The 18,383-nt window shown below is 38.5% G+C and carries 15 protein-coding genes; 11 read left to right on the top strand and 4 right to left on the bottom strand.

All coding sequences use genetic code 11. The features are described 5' to 3' along the window. Positions 1-20: 20 nt before the first annotated feature. The 7 genes from SOM16_RS00365 to SOM16_RS00335 all read left to right on the top strand — a co-directional run bounded on the left by SOM16_RS00365 (position 21) and on the right by SOM16_RS00335 (position 10,798). Complete coding sequence (locus SOM16_RS00365; protein ID WP_320462024.1) at positions 21-692, top strand: basic secretory protein-like protein; 672 nt, start codon at positions 21-23, stop codon at positions 690-692. Positions 693-722: 30 nt separating this feature from the next. Beyond that, entirely contained in the window at positions 723-3,011 is a 2,289-nt protein-coding gene (locus SOM16_RS00360; protein WP_320462023.1) for a GH92 family glycosyl hydrolase, read from the top strand. A 296-nt stretch (positions 3,012-3,307) separates the two neighbouring features. Then, complete coding sequence (rpiA, locus tag SOM16_RS00355) at positions 3,308-3,997, top strand: ribose-5-phosphate isomerase RpiA (RefSeq protein WP_320462022.1); 690 nt, start codon at positions 3,308-3,310, stop codon at positions 3,995-3,997. A gap of 148 nt (positions 3,998-4,145) precedes the next feature. Then, positions 4,146-4,535, top strand: coding sequence for a LiaF transmembrane domain-containing protein (locus tag SOM16_RS00350; RefSeq protein ID WP_320462021.1), 390 nt, complete (start codon positions 4,146-4,148; stop codon positions 4,533-4,535). A 1,131-nt stretch (positions 4,536-5,666) separates the two neighbouring features. Then, positions 5,667-6,986 carry an alpha/beta hydrolase gene (locus SOM16_RS00345; protein WP_320462020.1) on the top strand — a complete coding sequence of 440 codons (1,320 nt, stop codon included), beginning with the start codon at positions 5,667-5,669 and terminating at the stop codon, positions 6,984-6,986. A gap of 136 nt (positions 6,987-7,122) precedes the next feature. Then, a complete protein-coding gene (locus SOM16_RS00340) occupies positions 7,123-9,723 on the top strand; it encodes a PAS domain-containing protein (protein WP_320462019.1) in 2,601 nt (866 codons plus the stop codon). Between the two features lie 94 nt (positions 9,724-9,817). Next, complete coding sequence (locus SOM16_RS00335; RefSeq protein WP_320462018.1) at positions 9,818-10,798, top strand: YihY/virulence factor BrkB family protein; 981 nt, start codon at positions 9,818-9,820, stop codon at positions 10,796-10,798. A gap of 90 nt (positions 10,799-10,888) precedes the next feature. Here the strand turns inward: SOM16_RS00335 and SOM16_RS00330 are convergent, their stop codons facing one another. Genes SOM16_RS00330 through SOM16_RS00320 form a run of 3 tightly spaced genes read right to left on the bottom strand, consistent with a single transcriptional unit; the run spans position 10,889 to position 13,077 of the window. After that, positions 10,889-11,311: a secondary thiamine-phosphate synthase enzyme YjbQ gene (locus SOM16_RS00330; protein ID WP_320462017.1), complete on the bottom strand. Its 423-nt coding sequence runs from the start codon at positions 11,309-11,311 to the stop codon at positions 10,889-10,891. 8 nt (positions 11,312-11,319) lie between these two features. Then, positions 11,320-12,633 (bottom strand): peptidoglycan DD-metalloendopeptidase family protein, encoded by a 1,314-nt coding sequence (locus tag SOM16_RS00325; protein WP_320462016.1) that lies wholly within the window; start codon positions 12,631-12,633, stop codon positions 11,320-11,322. A gap of 3 nt (positions 12,634-12,636) precedes the next feature. Beyond that, a complete protein-coding gene (locus SOM16_RS00320) occupies positions 12,637-13,077 on the bottom strand; it encodes a hypothetical protein (protein ID WP_320462015.1) in 441 nt (146 codons plus the stop codon). A 96-nt stretch (positions 13,078-13,173) separates the two neighbouring features. Here SOM16_RS00320 and SOM16_RS00315 point away from each other — a divergent pair, with 96 nt between their 5' ends. The 4 genes from SOM16_RS00315 to SOM16_RS00300 all read left to right on the top strand — a co-directional run bounded on the left by SOM16_RS00315 (position 13,174) and on the right by SOM16_RS00300 (position 17,156). Continuing rightward, positions 13,174-14,016, top strand: a complete 843-nt coding sequence (locus tag SOM16_RS00315; protein WP_320462014.1) for an XAC2610-related protein — start codon at positions 13,174-13,176, stop codon at positions 14,014-14,016. A 63-nt stretch (positions 14,017-14,079) separates the two neighbouring features. Beyond that, positions 14,080-15,099 carry a hypothetical protein gene (locus tag SOM16_RS00310; protein ID WP_320462013.1) on the top strand — a complete coding sequence of 340 codons (1,020 nt, stop codon included), beginning with the start codon at positions 14,080-14,082 and terminating at the stop codon, positions 15,097-15,099. A 360-nt stretch (positions 15,100-15,459) separates the two neighbouring features. Further along, positions 15,460-16,299 (top strand): 5-dehydro-4-deoxy-D-glucuronate isomerase, encoded by an 840-nt coding sequence (gene kduI, locus SOM16_RS00305; RefSeq protein WP_320462012.1) that lies wholly within the window; start codon positions 15,460-15,462, stop codon positions 16,297-16,299. Between the two features lie 92 nt (positions 16,300-16,391). Next, entirely contained in the window at positions 16,392-17,156 is a 765-nt protein-coding gene (locus SOM16_RS00300) for an SDR family NAD(P)-dependent oxidoreductase (protein ID WP_414692238.1), read from the top strand. Positions 17,157-17,366: 210 nt separating this feature from the next. Here the strand turns inward: SOM16_RS00300 and SOM16_RS00295 are convergent, their stop codons facing one another. Beyond that, positions 17,367-17,993, bottom strand: a complete 627-nt coding sequence (locus SOM16_RS00295) for a carbonic anhydrase (protein ID WP_320462011.1) — start codon at positions 17,991-17,993, stop codon at positions 17,367-17,369. Between the last annotated feature and the right edge of the window lie 390 nt (positions 17,994-18,383).

The raw sequence follows: 18,383 nt of genomic DNA, 5'->3' as shown, positions 1-18,383 counted from the left end.
AAACATTGAAAATAATTTAGATGAAAAAAATATCCCTTTTAACTTCGTTAGCTTTTGCGGCAATTTTGCCATTTTCGAAGACTCAGGCACAAGAAACAATTAAGAAAAACGGCTACACACTTACCTTTGAAAGTAACTATGCAGCGCTCGATCCAAAGTTGAAAAAAAGATTGATTGAAACGTTCTTTGTTGTCTATCCGAAACTGGCGAAAGAATACAATCCAAAAACTTTAAAATCGGTTAAGTTTTCGATTGATACGGCCTACAAAGGTGTTGCAGCAACATCAGATGGAAAAGTAACCTACAGTTCCATCTGGATGGATAAACATCCTGAAGATATTGATGTAGTTACACATGAAGTAATGCATATTGTTCAGGATTATGGCAGAAGTGTAGGCCCTGGTTGGTTAACTGAAGGCATTGCAGATTATGCCCGTTTTAAATTCGGTGTGGATAATGCTGGAGCAAAATGGATTTTACCAGCACTAAAACCCGAACATACTTACAAAAACAGCTACAGAATTACCGCAAGATTTTTTGCCTGGATAGAAAAAAATGTGAAGTCGGGTACCATAAAAGCAGTTGATGCTTCGTTAAGAGACCATACCTATCAACCGGAAATCTGGGTGAAATTAACCGGCAAAGATTTAGACGGACTGTGGGCAGATTACGTAAAAAATCCTGAGCTTTAACTTTTCAAAACACACCATAATACCATAAGAATGAAAAAACTATTTATTGCTTTCCTCAGCTTCGCTGCATCTGCCAGCTTTGCACAAACGGTGGGCAAAATTACAGATCCTGTAGACTGGATTAATCCCCTGATGGGCACGCAATCTAAGCCGAGTTTATCAAACGGAAATACTTATCCTGCTATTGGTTTGCCATGGGGGATGAATATGTGGACCCCTCAAACTGGAAAAATGGGCGATGGATGGGCTTATACTTATGACGCTGATAAAATCCGTGGTTTTAAACAAACGCATCAGCCCTCACCATGGATGAATGATTACGCTGCTTTCTCTATCATGCCGGTAACTGGTAAGATGAGATTTGCAGAAGATGAACGTGCCAGTTGGTTTAGCCACAAGGCGGAGGTATCAAAACCTTATTATTACAGTGTTTATTTAGCAGATGCCGATGTAACTACTGAAATAACGCCTACCGAAAGAGCGGCACAGTTCAGATTTACTTTTCCTAAAACAGATAGTTCTTATGTAGTAGTAGATGCTTTAAACAAGGGTTCTTACATCAAAATCATTCCTGCTGAACGCAAAATTATCGGCTATACTACAAAATATGCACGTGGCCCACTGCCAAAGAACTTCAAAAATTATTTTGTTATTTATTTTAATAAAGATTTTAAGCTGGCTAAAACCTGGAGTGGCAATAAGCTTAAAGACGATGAGCTTGAATTAGAAAGCGATCATAGTGGTGCCATCATCGGTTTCAAAACCAACAAAGGTGAGCAGGTTACTGCAAAAGTAGCTTCATCATTTATCAGTTTCGAACAGGCTGATCTGAATTTAAAAAGAGAGTTAGCCAACGATGGTTTCGACGCTACAAAAGCAAAAGGCAGAGCCATCTGGAACAAAACGCTGAATAAAATTGCAGTAGAAGGTGGCACGATTGATCAAACCCGTACTTTCTATTCTTGCTTATACCGTACTTTATTCTTCCCGAACAAATTATATGAAGTAGATGCCAACAATAAAGTGGTACACTGGAGTCCTTATAACGGGCAGACTTTACCTGGTTATATGTTTGCAGGAACAGGTTTCTGGGATACGTTCCGTGCGTTATATCCATTCTTAAATCTGGTTTATCCTTCCATTAATAAAGAAATGCAGGAAGGTTTAATAAACGATTACAAAGAAGGCGGATGGTTGCCGGAGTGGAGCAGCCCGGGTTATGCAAATATTATGGTGGGTAACAACTCCGCTTCAGTGGTTTCTGATGCTTATATCAAAGGTTTGCGTGGTTATGATATTCAAACCTTATGGGATGCTTTAAAACATGGTGCTAACAATGAAGGTCCGATTGAGGCAGTTGGTCGCGACGGGGTGAAGTATTACAATGAATTGGGCTACGTACCTTTCGACGTGAAAAAAAATGAAAATGCAGCGAAAACCTTAGAGTATTCATATGATGACTTTACCATTTATCAATTAGGAAGAGCTTTAGGCAAACCAGCATCGGAGATTGATATTTACAAAAAAAGAGCAATGAATTACAAAAACCTTTTTGATCCGGCTTCTGGTTTGATGAGGGGTAAAAATAAAGATGGTAGTTTCCAAACACCGTTTAGTCCATTTAAATGGGGCGGCGCCTTTACAGAAGGCAACAGCTGGCATTACACCTGGTCGGTATTTCAGGATGTGGATGGGTTAGCTAAATTAATGGGCGGACATAAGCAGTTTGTAACCAAGCTGGATTCTGTTTTCTCTATGCCACCGGTATTTGATGAAAGTGCTTATGGCGGTGTAATTCATGAGATCCGTGAAATGCAGATTGCGAATATGGGTCAGTATGCGCATGGTAACCAACCGATTCAGCACATGATTTACTTATATAATTATGGTGGTGCGCCTTATAAAACGCAATATTGGGTTAGAGAGACAATGAACAGAATGTACAAACCAACGCCAGATGGGTATTGTGGAGATGAAGATAACGGACAAACATCTGCATGGTATGTTTTCTCGGCGATGGGATTTTATCCGGTAACGCCAGCTGTAGATCAGTATGTGTTGGGTGCGCCTTTATTTAAGAAGGTGACTTTAACATTAGACAACGGCAAAACGGTAACCATTAATGCAGCTGCAAATAGCGATAGCAACCGTTATGTACAATCGTTACAGTTAAATGGAAAGCCTTATTCAAAAAACTGGATCAGCCACAGTGGTTTGCAAAAAGGAGCAGTATTAAACTTCAATATGACGGCAACACCGAACAAAACTAGAGGTGCTAACCCGGTTGATTTTCCTTATTCACTATCAACAGAAAAATAAAAAACCTGAGGGCAAAAAGAAATGGGGATTCCACAGTTGCAGAATCCCCATCATCTAAATTAACGCTCTCAGTTATATAAACGTTATTAAAAGGAATTATTGCATCTGTGCAATAATTTTTTTGTTTATATTATTTTGCCTTTAACCGATATGCTTTAATTACGTGCTTAAGCTGCAATGAGGTGAATAACATTTAATACTCAACGCAAGACTAAGAAGGAAAAAACGCCCAGCGATCAACAAACAACAAAAACCTCCCTGCAAAAACGCTCAACAAATTTTCTTAGTTTTACCCTATGGGAATCATCGATCAAAATCACCAGAATGCAGAGAAGCTTGCAGCTGCAAAAGCGGCTGTTAAACTGGTTAAAAATGGAGATATTGTGGGTTTAGGTACCGGAACTACTGCAACATTTGCAATAAAGGAGTTGGGTAAATTAGTTGCAGAAGGGTTGAACATCAAAGCAGTGGCAAGCTCCCTCCGAACCGAAGAACTGGCAAAGGCGTTAGGCATTGAGGTCCTAAATTTGGGAGAAATTTCTTCCGTAGATATCAGTATTGATGGTGCTGATGAATTTACCGAAGGTCTAGATTTGATAAAAGGAGGGGGCGGGGCCTTGTTCCGCGAAAAAATTGTGGCTTCGATGAGTAAAAATGCAATTATTGTAACCGATGCCTCTAAAAGAGTTAAGAAATTAGGTTCATTCACAGTTCCGATCGAAGTGATTCCTCTGGCTTATCAATATGTTTTTGATCAGCTCACTAAACTGCATGGTAAAGGAAAAAAGAGAATGACAGGTGATCAAGACTACTTTACCGATAACGGAAACCTGATCATTGATGCAGATTTTGGTTTGATAGACAACCCCAAAGCACTTTCTAACGCTTTAAATAAAATTGATGGTTTATTGGCTCATGGCTTATTTATTGATTTAACTACCCAGGTGATCATGAGTGAGCGATCAGAAATCATTATTTTTAAGTAATTCACCGGGAAAATCAGTTGGCTAAAAAGATCGGAAATATTTTAACCGACAAAATTATTTAACTCACCGATGAATTAAAGTTGTTAAGGGAATAGCCATTTTCCTGCCCTCATTTTCGTGATACATTTGAATATAAATCAAAACGATCATGGAAAATTTCATTAACAAAAATCACGACAATAAACAATTTGGCTTAGGTATTTTACTTTTGGTAATCGGAGCTATCTTTATGCTGAGAAACACAGGGTTAGATATTCCCCACTGGATTTTAAGCTGGCATACTGCTATGTTGGGAGTTGGTTTATGGTTGGGCTACCGTAGAAACTTTGAAAGTGGCAGTTGGTTGGCCATTGCTATCATCGGCGGCATCTTCACCTTGAAAGACATCTCACTGTTCGATTTTGATTTATCAAGAGCCACTAGTGCACTTGTTCTTATAGGTCTTGGTGTGTATTTAATTTTAAAACCTAAAAAAATCAAGTCTTTCGATCAATTTGGCCAACACTCCACAGCGAAAAAAGAAGGCATTAACTTTTAAAATTCTTAACTCCATCATATAGATCAAAAGGGACTTTCTAGCAATAGTCCCTTTTTTTTATCTCCATATTTTTAGAAAAACTTATGCAAAAAGAAACGGGGATTCCACCATTAAGGCAGTATCCCCGTCATCTAAATTAACGCTCTCACATACATAAACGCTGAGATATCGAAATATTGTGCTTGGGTATATTTTTATTTAAAAAAAATAATTACTGATGCTGTTTATGGGCCAATTAGTAGGACGCTGATAAGTATGCAATAATTTATCCCGCAGATTAAGAAGATTTTCGCAGAAGCAATTAACCAAGTTCTGCTTGCCAAACCTTTATTCTATAATGTTAAGCGTAGGCATATTGGTGAGCTATCGATGAGTAGGCAAGTAACAAAAATTTGCGAAATCGTTTTGATCTGCGGGCCAAGCTTTGTAAGCTATTTTTCTATCTGTTGCTGTCTCACCAACCGAAATCAGTATTGATGCAAGTATTTGATAATTAGTCGGTTTTGTATTGAAGGTAGGCCAATTAGTAGGGCACTGATAAGTATGCAATAATTTTTCCCGCAGATTAAGAAGATTTTCGCAGAAGCAAGTACCAAAGATCTACTGGCCAAACCTTTATTCTATTAGTCGGTGTCTCACCGACCCAAATTAATATTGGTGTAAGCGATTGATAATTAGTTAGTGTAATGTTAATTGTAGGCATATTGGTGAGCTATCGATTAGTAGGCAATTAACAAAAATTTGCGAAATCCTTTTGATCTGCGGGCCAAGCTTTGCAAGCTTTTTTCTATCAGTTGCTGTCACACCAACCGAAATCAATATTGATGTAAGCATTTGACAATTAGTCGATTTTGTGTTGAAGGCAGGCTATTTGGTAAGGCGCTGATAAGTATGCAATAATTTTTCCCGCAGATTAAGAAGATTTTCGCAGAAGCAAGTAACCAAGCTCTACTGGTCAAACCTTTATTCTATCGGTCGATGTCTGATTTCTCGGCAAGAGAATCTACACGTATTTACCCGAATTTTAATAAATGTTAAAAAAAGTTAAAACTAAATGGGTAGTTGATCCGATAGGTTTTGAGTGCCAAATATTATTAACTTTGAATATTGTACGAAAACTCCCATCACTACATGAAAAAAAGTATATTAATAGTAGTCGCTTTATTATTTACCACCAGCGCATTCTCCCAAAACGTTATTCAGCTATTCAACAGTGCTAATGATTTTTTTAAATTATTACAGGAAGAAAAGTTTGCCGATGCGCATGCTACTTTCGATGATACCTTAAAATCAAAGCTAACAGAAGACGGTCTTAAGAAACTCTGGTTTGATATGGGTACAAAATTCGGAAAGGCAGAATCTTTTGATGCCATTCAAAGCAGGGCACAGGGTGAATTTTTTGCCGTAACCGTTGAAGGCAAGTTCAGCAATGGTAATCAGAATTTTATTTTAGGCTTTAATAAAGCACAGAAAATAGTTGGTATTTTTCTAGCCCCTGCTAAAACAACATCTGCCTATTCAAAGCCGGTTTACGCAGATACCAATCTGTATAGCGAAAAATCAGTTTATCTAGGTCCAGCGGGCAGGCAGCTTGCAACTATCATTACTACCCCAAAAAATGCAAAGAATTTCCCGGTAGTGGTATTTGTTCATGGTTCAGGGCCAAGTGATATGGACGAAACCGTAGGTGCTAATAAACCCTTCAAAGATCTTGCAAGCGGTTTAGCGGCCAAAGGAATTGCTTCTGTACGCTATGTAAAAAGAACTTTAGTTTATCCTAACGAGTTTTCTAAGATATATACGGTAAAAGAAGAAGTACTAGATGATGCCACTGCTGCAATTGCATTGGCTAAAACCATTCCCGGTGCAGACGCAAAGCAGGTATTCGTATTTGGACATAGCTTAGGTGGTATGTTAGCGCCGAGGTTGGCAGCAACATCGCCAGAAGTTTCAGGGATTATTCTTGCTGCCGCACCAGCCAGAAAATTCACCGATCTCATCATTGAGCAAAATCAATACATGTTTAATTTATCAAAAGATACAACAGCAGCGAATAAAAAGCAGTTAAGCGATGCGATAAAAGAAATTAATAAAAGCAGAATTACCCAGTTGGGAACTACTATAAAACCAGATTCTGTAATTTTAGGTATCTCCGCTAAATATTGGATAGATTTAAATGTTTACAATCAGGTTTCGGTTGCCAAAGGATTAAACAAACAACGTATCTTCATTGTACAGGGAGGTAATGATTTTCAGGTCAGCAAAGCTGATTTCGACCTTTGGAACGCTGCTTTAGGAAAAAAGAAGAATGTTCAGCTAAAATATTATCCGACATTAAATCACCTGCTTAGTGAGCAAACTGAAAAGACTACAACAGCCCAATACCTGGTGCCAAAAAATGTTTCAGAAGTGCTCATAAATGATCTGGCTACATGGATTAAAGCCAAATAATTACCACAACAACACAAGAGCACTGATTAATGCACTGCCCCCAAAAAGTTAGACACTGTTTGGGGGTATTTTTATTACCTTTTATTTTTCATTAAGTAATGGCTTATTTTATATCTTTAATGAACAAAACTATTTAATGGTATCGCAATTTTCTGAGGCGGAGAGATATAAATCGCTCGTAGAGGCATCGCCTATGCCAACGGCTATATATGTTGGAGAAGATACGGTTGTAATGGCTGCCAACCAAGCCATGCTTGATCTATGGGGCAAACCTGCATCAGTCATCGGAACTAAACTAATGGAAGCTGTTCCAGAACTTGAGGGACAACCATTTTTGGAAATCCTGAGGCAGGTTTTTCAAAGTGGAGAAACCTATTATACAAAAGAATTTCCGGCCAATCTGGTAGTTGATGGCACTTTACAAACCTTTTATTTCACTTTTAATTATAAGCCAATCAAAAATGACGATGGCAAAGTTTTCGCCATTATCAATACTGCGGCGCACCTTACTGAACTGGTTAACGCCAAAAAACAGGTTATTGAAACGCAGCAACGTTTATCTTTTGCGCTCTTATCTGCCGAAATTGGTACTTGGGATCTGGATCTGATTAATAATCAGGTTAACTGGGATGCAAAATGCCGGGAACTTTTTGGCTTTCGTAATGAAGGAGAAATCGGATATGAAGAAGTATTGTCTTGCATTCACCCAGAAGATGAAGAAATGGTGCGCAATGCTGTAGCCCGGGCAATTAATGATGATAGCCATTATGACATAAAATACCGCACCATCGGCGAAGCAAATAAGCAGATCAGGTGGGTTCACTGTAGGGGGAAGGCTTATTTAAATGAGGACCATATTGCCTATCGCTTTGCTGGAATCGTGCAGGATATTACCAACGAAGTTAAAGCCAGGCAGCGGGAGCACCAGTTGTTAACATTGGTGAATAATAATGCAGATCACATGACGATTGCCGATCTGGATGGTAATTTGATCTATATGAATGAAGCTTCCAGAAAAATGTTGGGCATTGCGCTGGATGCCGATGTAACTACATTCAGTGCAAAAGATTTTTATACGCCTGAAGAATTAGACCGTGTTCAAAATCGGATTATCAATGAAATTGATGAAGTGAAGGGCTGGACAGGCAACATCACCCTGCTTAATTATCAAACGAAGGAAACAATCCCTTGTATGGTCAGTTATTTATTAATCAAGGACCCGGAGACCGGAGCGGTTATCGGAAGGGGTGCTACTGCCAGAGATTTGAGACCGGAAATTCGGGTGAAAGCAGAACTTCAGAAACTGGCTACGATTATTGATAGTAGTGAAGATTTTTGTAACTATTGCGATATTGATGGATATACCAGGTACATTAATCCTTCCGGGATTGCACTTATTGGTATAAAGGAAGATCAGATTCTAAATACGCACCTGTTCGATTACCATACTGAATCATCGAATGAAAAAATTAAAAATGAGGTATTTCCTAAGCTGTTTGCTGATGGCAAATGGTCTGGAGAATTGGAACTATTACACCAGGTAACAGCAGAGATTATCCCGATTCATAAGCAATTTTACATGATCAGGGAAGAGTTTACCAATACACCGATGGCTATTGCTGCTATAGCAAGAGATTTAAGGCCGGAATTAAATATCAGGAAAATTCTTGCAGATAAAAATGCAGCCTTACAAAATGCTGTTGATGAGCTGGAGTTTTTAGCGAATAGCGTGCCTCCTGTAGTTTGGTCAAGTAAGCCAGATGGAAATTTAGATTATATCAATAAAAGATGGTTTGATCAAACTGGTAAAAACGATGAAGAAACACTTGGTAACCGCTGGGTAGAAAATGTTCATCCGGATGATATTTCAAATGCAGTTAAAATTTGGAATGCCTCGCTGAAAAGTGGTAATCCGTACGAGACCGAATTCCGTAGCCTGGATAAGTTTGGAAATTACCGCTGGCACCTGGTGCGGGCCATTCCATTAAAAGATACCGATGGAAACATTATAAAATGGTATGGTACAAATACTGATGTGCACGACCAAAAGGAACTGGAAAAACAAAAAGATAATTTCTTAGGTATTGCCAGTCATGAATTAAAAACACCCGTAACCAGCCTGAAGGCCTATGCGCAGGTGCTGGAATCAATGTTTAAACGTTCGGGCGATTTCAAAAATGCCGATCTCTTGGGCAAAATGAATAAACAGGTAGACCGTTTAACTAATCTCATCAGCGACTTGCTCGATGTAACCAAAATTAACTCAGGAAGGATGCAGTTTAATGAAACAGCATTTGATTTTAATGAAATGGTGGAGGAAGTAATAGAAGATGTGCAGCGGACATCATTTAAACATATCATTCATTCAGATTTAAGCTTTAAAAAAACTATTGTAGGTGATCGGGATCGCATCTGCCAGGTAATTACCAATTTGTTAACCAATGCTGTTAAATATTCTCCGGAGGCAAATGAAGTGATCATTTATACGGCCGATCATCAGGATAGCGTTCAGGTGTCGGTGAGGGATTATGGAATTGGCATCAGCGCCGAATTACAAGATCATGTTTTTGAGCAGTTTTACCGCGTAAGTGGCGAAAAGGAACATACCTTTCCTGGCTTAGGTTTAGGCTTGTATATCTCTTCAGAAATTGTAAAAAGATTAGGCGGTAGAATCTGGGTTGATTCTGTAGAAGGCAAAGGTTCTACATTCTGTTTTTCTATTCCAGTAATTGCCTGATTGGAAGATAACATCTTGATCATTCCTATAAAAGCTAAACAATTCTGCTTTTAGGTGGTTAAGACATAGATACTATTTATTCTATCCGATACTTATGGCTAAAACTAAAATAACTTTAAAGGGATTATGGAGCGTGCTTAAAGCAGCTTTTACAGGTTTTGGCGATCATAAAGTAACCAAGTTAAGTGGCTCACTGGCCTATTATACCGTTTTTTCTATGGCGCCATTGCTGGTTGTTGTCATTTCCTTGTGTGGTATATTTTTAGGACGAGAAATTGCAGAAGGACAGGTATATGAGCAGCTAGAAAGTTTTCTGGGCCGGGAGTCTGCCACATCGTTACAAACGCTGATTAAAAATGCCTACCTGGATGGCAAAAGCACCTTTGCACTAATTATTGGAATTGTTACGCTGTTAATCGGTTCAACGACTATTTTTGGTGATATCCAGGATTCCATAAACACCATTTGGGGAATTAAGCCGAAGCCAAAAAGAGGCTGGGTAAAAATGCTTCAAAATCGTTTTTTATCCTTCTCTGTGATTATTAGTTTAGGATTTGTTTTGTTAGTTTCTTTAGGAGTAACATCACTTTTAGATGCTTTTAGCGGCAGGTTGCAAGCTCGTTTTGCAGATGTTTCTTACTATGTGTTCTATGTAGTTAACCAAGCGGTAACATTGGCTGTTATTTCTCTGATTTTTGGTGTAATATTTAAGGTATTACCGGATGCCATCATCAAATGGAAAGACGTAATTGCCGGTGCTGTGGTTACTGCCGTTTTGTTTATGGTTGGTAAATTTGGAATTTCACTTTATATCGGGCAAAGTGACGTAGGCGGTACATATGGTGCTACTGGATCTTTAGTGGTCGTATTGCTGTGGACTTATTATTCCTCTATTATCCTTTACTTCGGTGCAGAATTTACCAAAGCTTATGCTATAGCTTATGGATCAGAAATCTATCCATCGCATTATGCCGTAACAACAAAAGAAGTTGAAGTAGAAACGGGTGGCGGTTCTATTCAGGATAACCATCCAGAACTGGTGGAAGAAGTTAAGCAACATGCAGAAGATAAGTAGTACCTGGTTATCTACCGTTAAGTTTGATATGTTGTTTATGTTTGTAACGTTAATAAACTTCATTACAAAATGATTAGATTTAACTACGGATTACTGACCCCAGGCAGTGATTACCAATTTTCTGGAGCCACCATAATTTCGATGCTCACATAGATAAATTCCTTGCCAGGTGCCCAAGGCAAGCCTTCCGTTGGTGATTGGAATACTAACCGAACTCCCGAGAATTGCAGATTTTAGATGGGCAGGCATGTCATCAGATCCTTCGTAGTCATGTCTATAGTTGGGGTCATTTTCCTTAACGGTTTTATTGAAAAACATTTCAAAATCTACCCTAACGGTTGGGTCTGCATTCTCATTAATCGTTAAGGAAGCAGAAGTATGCTGAATAAAAACCTGGCAGATTCCGGTTTTGATTTCCCTAATTTCGGGTAGTGCATTTTCCACTTCGTCCGTTATAATATGAAATCCTCGTCTTCGTTCCCTTAACGATAGCGCTTGTTGAAATATTTTCATTTTCAAATTTACTTGACAATCCATCCAACTTGCGCATTTTCGTCACTGATTAACTGATAATTGTTAAAATTACCCAGTACGCTAACGGTTTGACCTGCCTTTAAATTAATTTTAATTGCCGCTAAACTATCAGGTTGGTCATATACGTTTTCCTGCGCGATCTTGATCGTTAATTTTCGAAGTGGCTTTATCGTTTGGCGGAGTGCGTTGCTATTAATAAAGCCGATTTTTCCATCTGGTAACGCTACTTTATAATAATTTCCAGTTGCTGAATGAACATTGATGATCGTTTCCGGGCTTAATGTAGTTACTATCGATGCTTTATTTTCTGGTGAACCATATAAATTTACTTTGGAAGAGGTTCTCAATATCTTGTTCAGGTTACCAAGTGCCGCATTGATGTTGGCAGGCGTTTTGGTAACGGGATCGATATAAGGGAGGGGATTTACTGCGCCGCCGAAGGTATAGATGCCAAAATGCAGATGAGTAACAGTCGTCCTGGCATTTCCGGTATTGCCCATCAGGCCTATCGTGTCGCCAATTTTTACTTCCTGGCCTTCTCTGGCAACCTGTTCATCCAGGTGAGCATAATATAAGGTGTAGTCTTTTCCTTTTGGTCTAAGCCAGACTACTTTTCCGCCGAGGTTATTTTCATTTACACGGGTAATCGTTCCGGCGGCACTTGCCACAACCGGACTTCTACGCGGTCCAAAAATATCAACACCTTCATGCTTCCTCGCATTATTATCTCTTCCATCTCCCCAGAAACTGCCAATACTTTTGCTTTTCGATTGTGTAGGAAAAGCCAGTGAAGGTCCGGTAGTAATTTCCAGCGTATATGCTACATTTTGAAGTAGTTCTGGCTGCAGCCGGATTAAATAATTTCCTGTTTCATCTATGTCGTATTGGATCGGGTTGTTCAAGGTATCGGCTGATGCAATTCGCTTTGGATTATTAATATCGGTAAGGTGCCAGAGATCCAGATATAGCGCAGATTGCACAGGTTTTTTATTTAAACTGATGGTAATTTTTTGCCCCTTAGTTGCGGAGAACTGATAGGCTGCGGCCGGAATTTTACCGGCATCGAAATAGCCCGTTTCTTTATAGGGTAAATTGATGTTTAACGCTTTTTGAATACTCGATTCTGCAGCGCTTATCCAGGCCAAGCCCATCGCAGTTTTGTCTAAACCAGCAGTTTCTAGTTTTATTTTGTACTGTTCGTGCGGACTAGCTGCTTTGAATAGATTTACCGAACCTGTTTTACAAGAAATAAAAGTGATTGACGTGAGTATTAAAATAAAAATATACTGCAGTTTCCTCATCAGCTAATCTCTGTTTAAGCGGTTAAAAACAGCTGCGGTAACCAATCCACCAATCAGGTACCAGGCTACTGTGAGCACTTTGGTTTTATCTGTTTTAGTAACGGGTTCATCATCCAATCCCATTTTATCCGGAAGTTTTATTGCACCTAAACCAGCCGTTATGCCTGCAACTGCACTTTTGAGATAGAGATTTTTACTGCCAGACATGGCGATGGTGGTATAATAAATTCCGTTGCTAATGAGATCTCCAGCCAGCGTAGCCGCATAAAGATTATCGCCGGTAGGCGCTTTAATATTGAGGCTGTTCAAAGATTTGGTTAGGGCTTCTTCTCCTAATAAATCAACCCTCGGTGCATCACGGTCAAACCTGCGAACAGTTTCATGTAATATATTTAAGGCCGCTGCACCAGCAAAACCTGCTAAAATTGCTTTTAAAACTTTCATGTAATTATAAGCCGATTAATGGTGAAATTGTTTTGAAATAGGGGAGCTTTAGCTTTGCTAGGTGGCACAAAATTGATAGATTAGCTTAAGTTTAACATGAAAAGAATAGCCATTATCATTTTTGGGTTTTTAATAATGCTTGCGGGCAAGTCTTTTGCACAACCCATCAGACTCCAATCTGTAGGTTTAAGTAAACCATTTACGCTGGATCTTTATTTTGGCAACGAAGGAAAAGGTGCTGGTGTGAAATATAAAGGGCAAGCCAATATGATCGCCTTGCGGATTAAAAGTTATGGCGTTGATACCAGTGGCCGTAGTAGCGGGAAACCGGATGTAGTAACTTATGTGTGGGACGAGATGATCGCGGGGAAAGTAAATGGCCAATACGGCCTGACCAAAAAAGTAAATGCTATAGAAAATAGTTGGTATTTCCGTAAAAAAGATGGCAGGCGCTTTGAATTACAGCAGCTTCAAAATAAGGAAGACTCTGGAAATAGCACGTTGATTGTACATGATGCACTTATCAATTTCAACCGTATCAGTAACAACAAGCTGGAGATTAAATATCCTAACGGACAAACCACTTCAGTGATTTTGCCAAATGTAGATTCGCCAGATGCCAGAAGGCAAAGTTATGTTGAAGATTATAATTTTGACGGTTATGACGACTTGGGTTTTTCCATTCCGGATGCAGGGATGGGAGTGTACAGAACTTTTGGAATTTGGTTATATCATCCGGAAAGTAAGCGGTTTGAAAAAATGATCGAACCAGATTTTAAACATGCTGAATGCAGCAGCCTTTGCGATGTTACTTTGGATAAAAAAAAGAAATTACTATTTAGTACCTGCCGTGGAGGTGCGCGCTGGTGGCAGGATACTTATAGGTTTTCTACAAACAATAGATTGATTTGGCTTCGGTCAAAGGAGTTGAATCTTTAATCTGTATATGGGGAGAAAATGAAAAAAATGTTGATATGGATACTTGTTTTAATCTTTATAGTGGTGGCAGTAGTTTTTTATTTTCGATCTGAAAGATTAATTACAGAGGTGAACAAAGCGCCAGTTCCTGCTAAGTATGCCGCCTTCCATGAAATTAATGAAAACTATCAATCGAAAGATTTTAAGGTTAGCTTATTCTGTGAAGCAAAAATTTCTGTGGCAGCATCTCCGAATCCCATTCGAATTTTCAAATCTGTTCATGATCAGCTGATTGTTTATTTGGATGCTGGCAAAGATGAAGATACTAAGGGTGATTATCAATTTTATAAACTTGATCGTAAAGGGAACGTTACCGATTCATTATACATCGCCAATCAAAAACATTGGGCAGAATTTGTAGGTAATTTCATTGTTTACACCAGCGATGAAGATTCTTATTTTAACACCTGGCCGCTAAATGGCGATACGACCAGGCAGGAGATGGTTGAATTAAATACCGACTATAAATTTAATCCAGAGCAGGAGCGGTTAATTATACAAAAGGCACAAAAGCATAGTGTTTATTATTTCTTTAAGAGTTTTGTAAAAGACAGCGGTTATTACAGGCAATTTTATTTTTATCAGGATGAAAAGTGGCACCTGATGTGGCAAAAAATGGCAGCGTATACCAATGTGCCTGATGAAGAAAGTGCTGATAGGTACCGTAATATTGTTTTCAGAACCGGAGAAGTTAATTTCCAAATTCCGAAAGACGTGCAGCTTCTTGGTTTTCATCCGGAAGAAAAAATGAAATATTATCATGTAATAGGCGGCGGCAGTGGTGGCTTTGGTACCTACAACTGGCGTGGTAAAGGTTATTTTAAAACCACAATTGCTAATCGTGATTTTGAATTTATGGTAGAAAAATTAATAATAGAAAAAGAGAAACACAATGGTTTTAAACCTAGTTTATATACCGTTAAAGAGGCAGGTGATGCTGCTGAGCTCTTTAACCCTGCGTTTTACTGTTCGCCGCATGACTTCGCCTTTTATTCGCCCAGCCCTAAGAAATTGTATTTGATCAAATATGTTTTACAAACGTGATAAAGGTTATACCACTTGTTATCTAAACGATGGGCGGAAAATTGTGGTATCAAATAGAAAATAAGCGGAGCTGTTGAAATATCTGTAGAATATCACTTAAATATTTAAATTTATGGTACAAGATAGATAAGGCGCTTTAGGATACTTTCTTTACAAAATAAGCATCAGAATGGTAGTCACAACGCCTTTATAATAGGCCATAAATAACTATCGAATGTAGTTAACCCATCAGCTCAGTTTATAGATTTTTTATCAAAAAAGACTACAAAGTTGAGTATTAATTCAAATAATAAGCATGGGTTAAATATATTTGTGAATAAGAGTTGATGATTCAGCTTTAACACATCTCAAACTTTAACCATGAATAAATTCGAAAGCCGTTACGCCCAAAGCCCAAAAGAAGTTAAACAAATGGACACCGCAGCATTGCGTGAAAATTTTTTAATTGAAAATGTTTTTGAGCCCGACCAGATTAATTTAACCTTATCACATTTTGATAGATATATTGTGGGTGGTGCAATGCCTGTTAACCAGAAACTGGATTTGCCTAACCCTGATGATTTAAAAGCCACTTACTTTTTAGAACGTAGAGAATTAGGAATGATCAATGTAGGCGGAAAGGCCATTGTTACAGCTGATGGTGAGCAATTTGAACTGGACTATAAAGAAGCCTTATACATTGGAAAAGGAACAAAGGTAGTTTCATTTGAATCGGCAGATGCTGCTGAGCCAACTAAATTATACATCAATTCTGCACCTGCACACCATACCTATCCCACCAGAAAAGTAAGTAAAGCTGAAGCAGAAATTGTTGAGCTTGGTACACCTGAAACGGCGAATCACCGGATTATTAATAAACTTTTAGTAAACAGTGTTTTGCCTACCTGTCAGTTGCAGATGGGAATGACAGAATTAAAATCTGGAAGTGTTTGGAATACGATGCCTGCGCATACGCATGACAGGAGAATGGAAGCTTATTTTTATTTTGAAGTTCCACAAAACCAAAGTGTTTGCCATTTTATGGGTCAGCCACAGGAAACGCGTCACATCTGGATGCAAAACGATCAGGCTGTTATCTCGCCAAACTGGTCTATCCATTCTGGAGCAGGAACGAGCAATTATACCTTTATCTGGGGTATGGCGGGAGAAAATCTTGATTACGGCGATATGGATCACTGTGCAATTACTGATTTAAAATAATTTAAACAACTATCATTATTTTAGCGGTTATTCTTTCTGCATTTGTAAATTGAATATTAGATCGCTTAATAACAAAGAACTAAAAAATTAAAATGTCAAAAATATTTGATTTAGCAGGTAAAACTGCTTTGGTAACAGGCTGCAAAAGAGGAATAGGCAAGGCTATGGCGTTGGCTTTAGCAGAGGCTGGTGCAGATATTATCGGGGTTTCGGCGAGTCTGGAGCTTCGGGATAGTGCGATTGAAAAGGAAGTTTTGGCACTAGGAAGGAAGTTTTATGCGTATCAGTGTGATTTTGGTCAGCGAGAGGCAACAGTGGCTTTTGCTGCAAAAGTAAAAACTGATCATCCTGTGATTGATATCCTTGTAAATAACGCCGGAACTATTCTACGTAAACCCATTGCTGAACATCCTGATGAGATGTGGGATGAAGTTATTGCGGTAAACCAGGATGCTCCTTTTATTTTAACCAGGGAAATTGGCCGGGATATGATTGCCAGAGGAAGTGGAAAAGTTATTTTTACAGCATCCTTATTATCATTCCAAGGTGGAATTACTGTACCAGGTTATGCAGCGAGTAAAGGTGCAATTGCTTCACTTACTAAGGCATTTGCAAATGAATGGGCCGCTAAAGGAGTTAATGTAAACGCTATTGCTCCAGGTTATATCGCTACAGATAACACCTCGGCATTGAGAGAAGACCAGGATAGAAGTACTTCTATATTATCTCGTATTCCGGCAGGCAGGTGGGGAACGCCAGAAGACTTTAAAGGGCCAACATTGTTTCTTGCGTCTAATGCAAGTGATTACGTTCACGGAACGATCTTAACCGTAGATGGCGGTTGGATGGGTAGATAGTTTGGAGTCGTAAGTTTAACGTCTTGAGTCCAGAGTCTAAATTTAGGAGTCAAGATATGGAAAGACCGATGTGCGGGGTGAGGCATTAGCTTCATAATCCGTACATCGGTTTTTTTTAATATTTGCGTTTAGGACCTAACCTGATGTCTTAAACCATCTGGTTAAATTTACCTAACGAACAACCGGCTTCGTACCGCTGTCTTTTAACGACTAAAAAAGATTATAAATCTCTTTAATGTCTTTTAAAATAGCTTCGAAATCAATTTTTAAATCAATTAAACGGCCGGTATGAATGTCAAAAACCCAGCCCTGTACGGTTAAGCCTCTTAAAGTAATGGCTTCCTGTACGGCTGCTGTTTTTAACAAGTTTACACATTGTTCCTGAACGTTTAGTTCTACTAATCTGTTATAACGAACGCCTTCATCTTCAATGGCATTTAACTCATCTTTGTGTGTGCGGTAAACATCACGGATGTTTCTCAGCCATGGGTTTAAAATCCCCATATCAGCTGGTTGCATGGCAGCCTTAACGCCTCCACAATTGTAATGACCACATACGATAATGTGCTTCACTTTTAAATGGCGAACAGCATAGTTTAATACCGTCATCACACTTAAATCTACATTGTTTACCAGGTTGGCAATATTTCTGTGAATAAATGCTTGTCCGGGCTGGATTCCCATTAAATCTTCTGCAGTTACCCTACTGTCAGAACAACCAATGTATAAAAATTCAGGCGTTTGTCCCTTTGCTAACTCAGTAAAGTAATCAGGATTATTGGCCAACTTTCTGCCGATCCATTCTTCGTTATTTTTAAAAACGTCTTCTACATTCATGTTTTTCTTTCTAATTTAAGGTAATATGTTAATAAGGATGCAATCAGGATTCTTATGATATCTTCAAAAATAAAAATCTTTATCAGAAATTGATTTTTTCAACTCAAAATAATTTTATTCCTGATGAACTATTTTATATTTTATCTTGTCTGCAAATGCTATATGGCAGATGCGATCCCGTTTAGACAAAATAAATTAAGCCATTAAATTGAATTAATCTATTGTATTTAATACCTATTAACGACAAATACAATAGGTCTATTGTAAAGAATATTTAACAAATTTCTACTTTAAAAGTTTGATGGCTGTTTAAACTGCTAATTAAGTTTAAAACATAAAACAATGATCCTCTGTAAAAAGGATGGCAAAGGGGATTTGATGAAATTAACA

The sequence above is a fragment of the Pedobacter sp. CFBP9032 genome (genome assembly GCF_034045265.1).
Lineage (GTDB): Bacteria > Bacteroidota > Bacteroidia > Sphingobacteriales > Sphingobacteriaceae > Pedobacter.
The sequence above is the reverse complement of the archived record's forward strand: the minus strand, read 5'-3'. Positions and strand labels throughout refer to the sequence as shown.

Excerpts from the sequence above, each read along its gene's own strand:
- SOM16_RS00365 (WP_320462024.1), top strand. The coding sequence starts at position 21 with ATGAAAAAAATATCCCTTTTAACTTCGTTAGCTTTTGCGGCAATTTTG.
- SOM16_RS00360 (WP_320462023.1), top strand. The coding sequence starts at position 723 with ATGAAAAAACTATTTATTGCTTTCCTCAGCTTCGCTGCATCTGCCAGC.
- rpiA (WP_320462022.1), top strand. The coding sequence starts at position 3,308 with ATGGGAATCATCGATCAAAATCACCAGAATGCAGAGAAGCTTGCAGCT.
- SOM16_RS00350 (WP_320462021.1), top strand. The coding sequence starts at position 4,146 with ATGGAAAATTTCATTAACAAAAATCACGACAATAAACAATTTGGCTTA.
- SOM16_RS00345 (WP_320462020.1), top strand. The coding sequence starts at position 5,667 with ATGAAAAAAAGTATATTAATAGTAGTCGCTTTATTATTTACCACCAGC.
- SOM16_RS00340 (WP_320462019.1), top strand. The coding sequence starts at position 7,123 with ATGGTATCGCAATTTTCTGAGGCGGAGAGATATAAATCGCTCGTAGAG.
- SOM16_RS00335 (WP_320462018.1), top strand. The coding sequence starts at position 9,818 with ATGGCTAAAACTAAAATAACTTTAAAGGGATTATGGAGCGTGCTTAAA.
- SOM16_RS00330 (WP_320462017.1), bottom strand. The coding sequence starts at position 11,311 with ATGAAAATATTTCAACAAGCGCTATCGTTAAGGGAACGAAGACGAGGA.
- SOM16_RS00325 (WP_320462016.1), bottom strand. The coding sequence starts at position 12,633 with ATGAGGAAACTGCAGTATATTTTTATTTTAATACTCACGTCAATCACT.
- SOM16_RS00320 (WP_320462015.1), bottom strand. The coding sequence starts at position 13,077 with ATGAAAGTTTTAAAAGCAATTTTAGCAGGTTTTGCTGGTGCAGCGGCC.
- SOM16_RS00315 (WP_320462014.1), top strand. The coding sequence starts at position 13,174 with ATGAAAAGAATAGCCATTATCATTTTTGGGTTTTTAATAATGCTTGCG.
- kduI (WP_320462012.1), top strand. The coding sequence starts at position 15,460 with ATGAATAAATTCGAAAGCCGTTACGCCCAAAGCCCAAAAGAAGTTAAA.
- SOM16_RS00300 (WP_414692238.1), top strand. The coding sequence starts at position 16,392 with ATGTCAAAAATATTTGATTTAGCAGGTAAAACTGCTTTGGTAACAGGC.
- SOM16_RS00295 (WP_320462011.1), bottom strand. The coding sequence starts at position 17,993 with ATGAATGTAGAAGACGTTTTTAAAAATAACGAAGAATGGATCGGCAGA.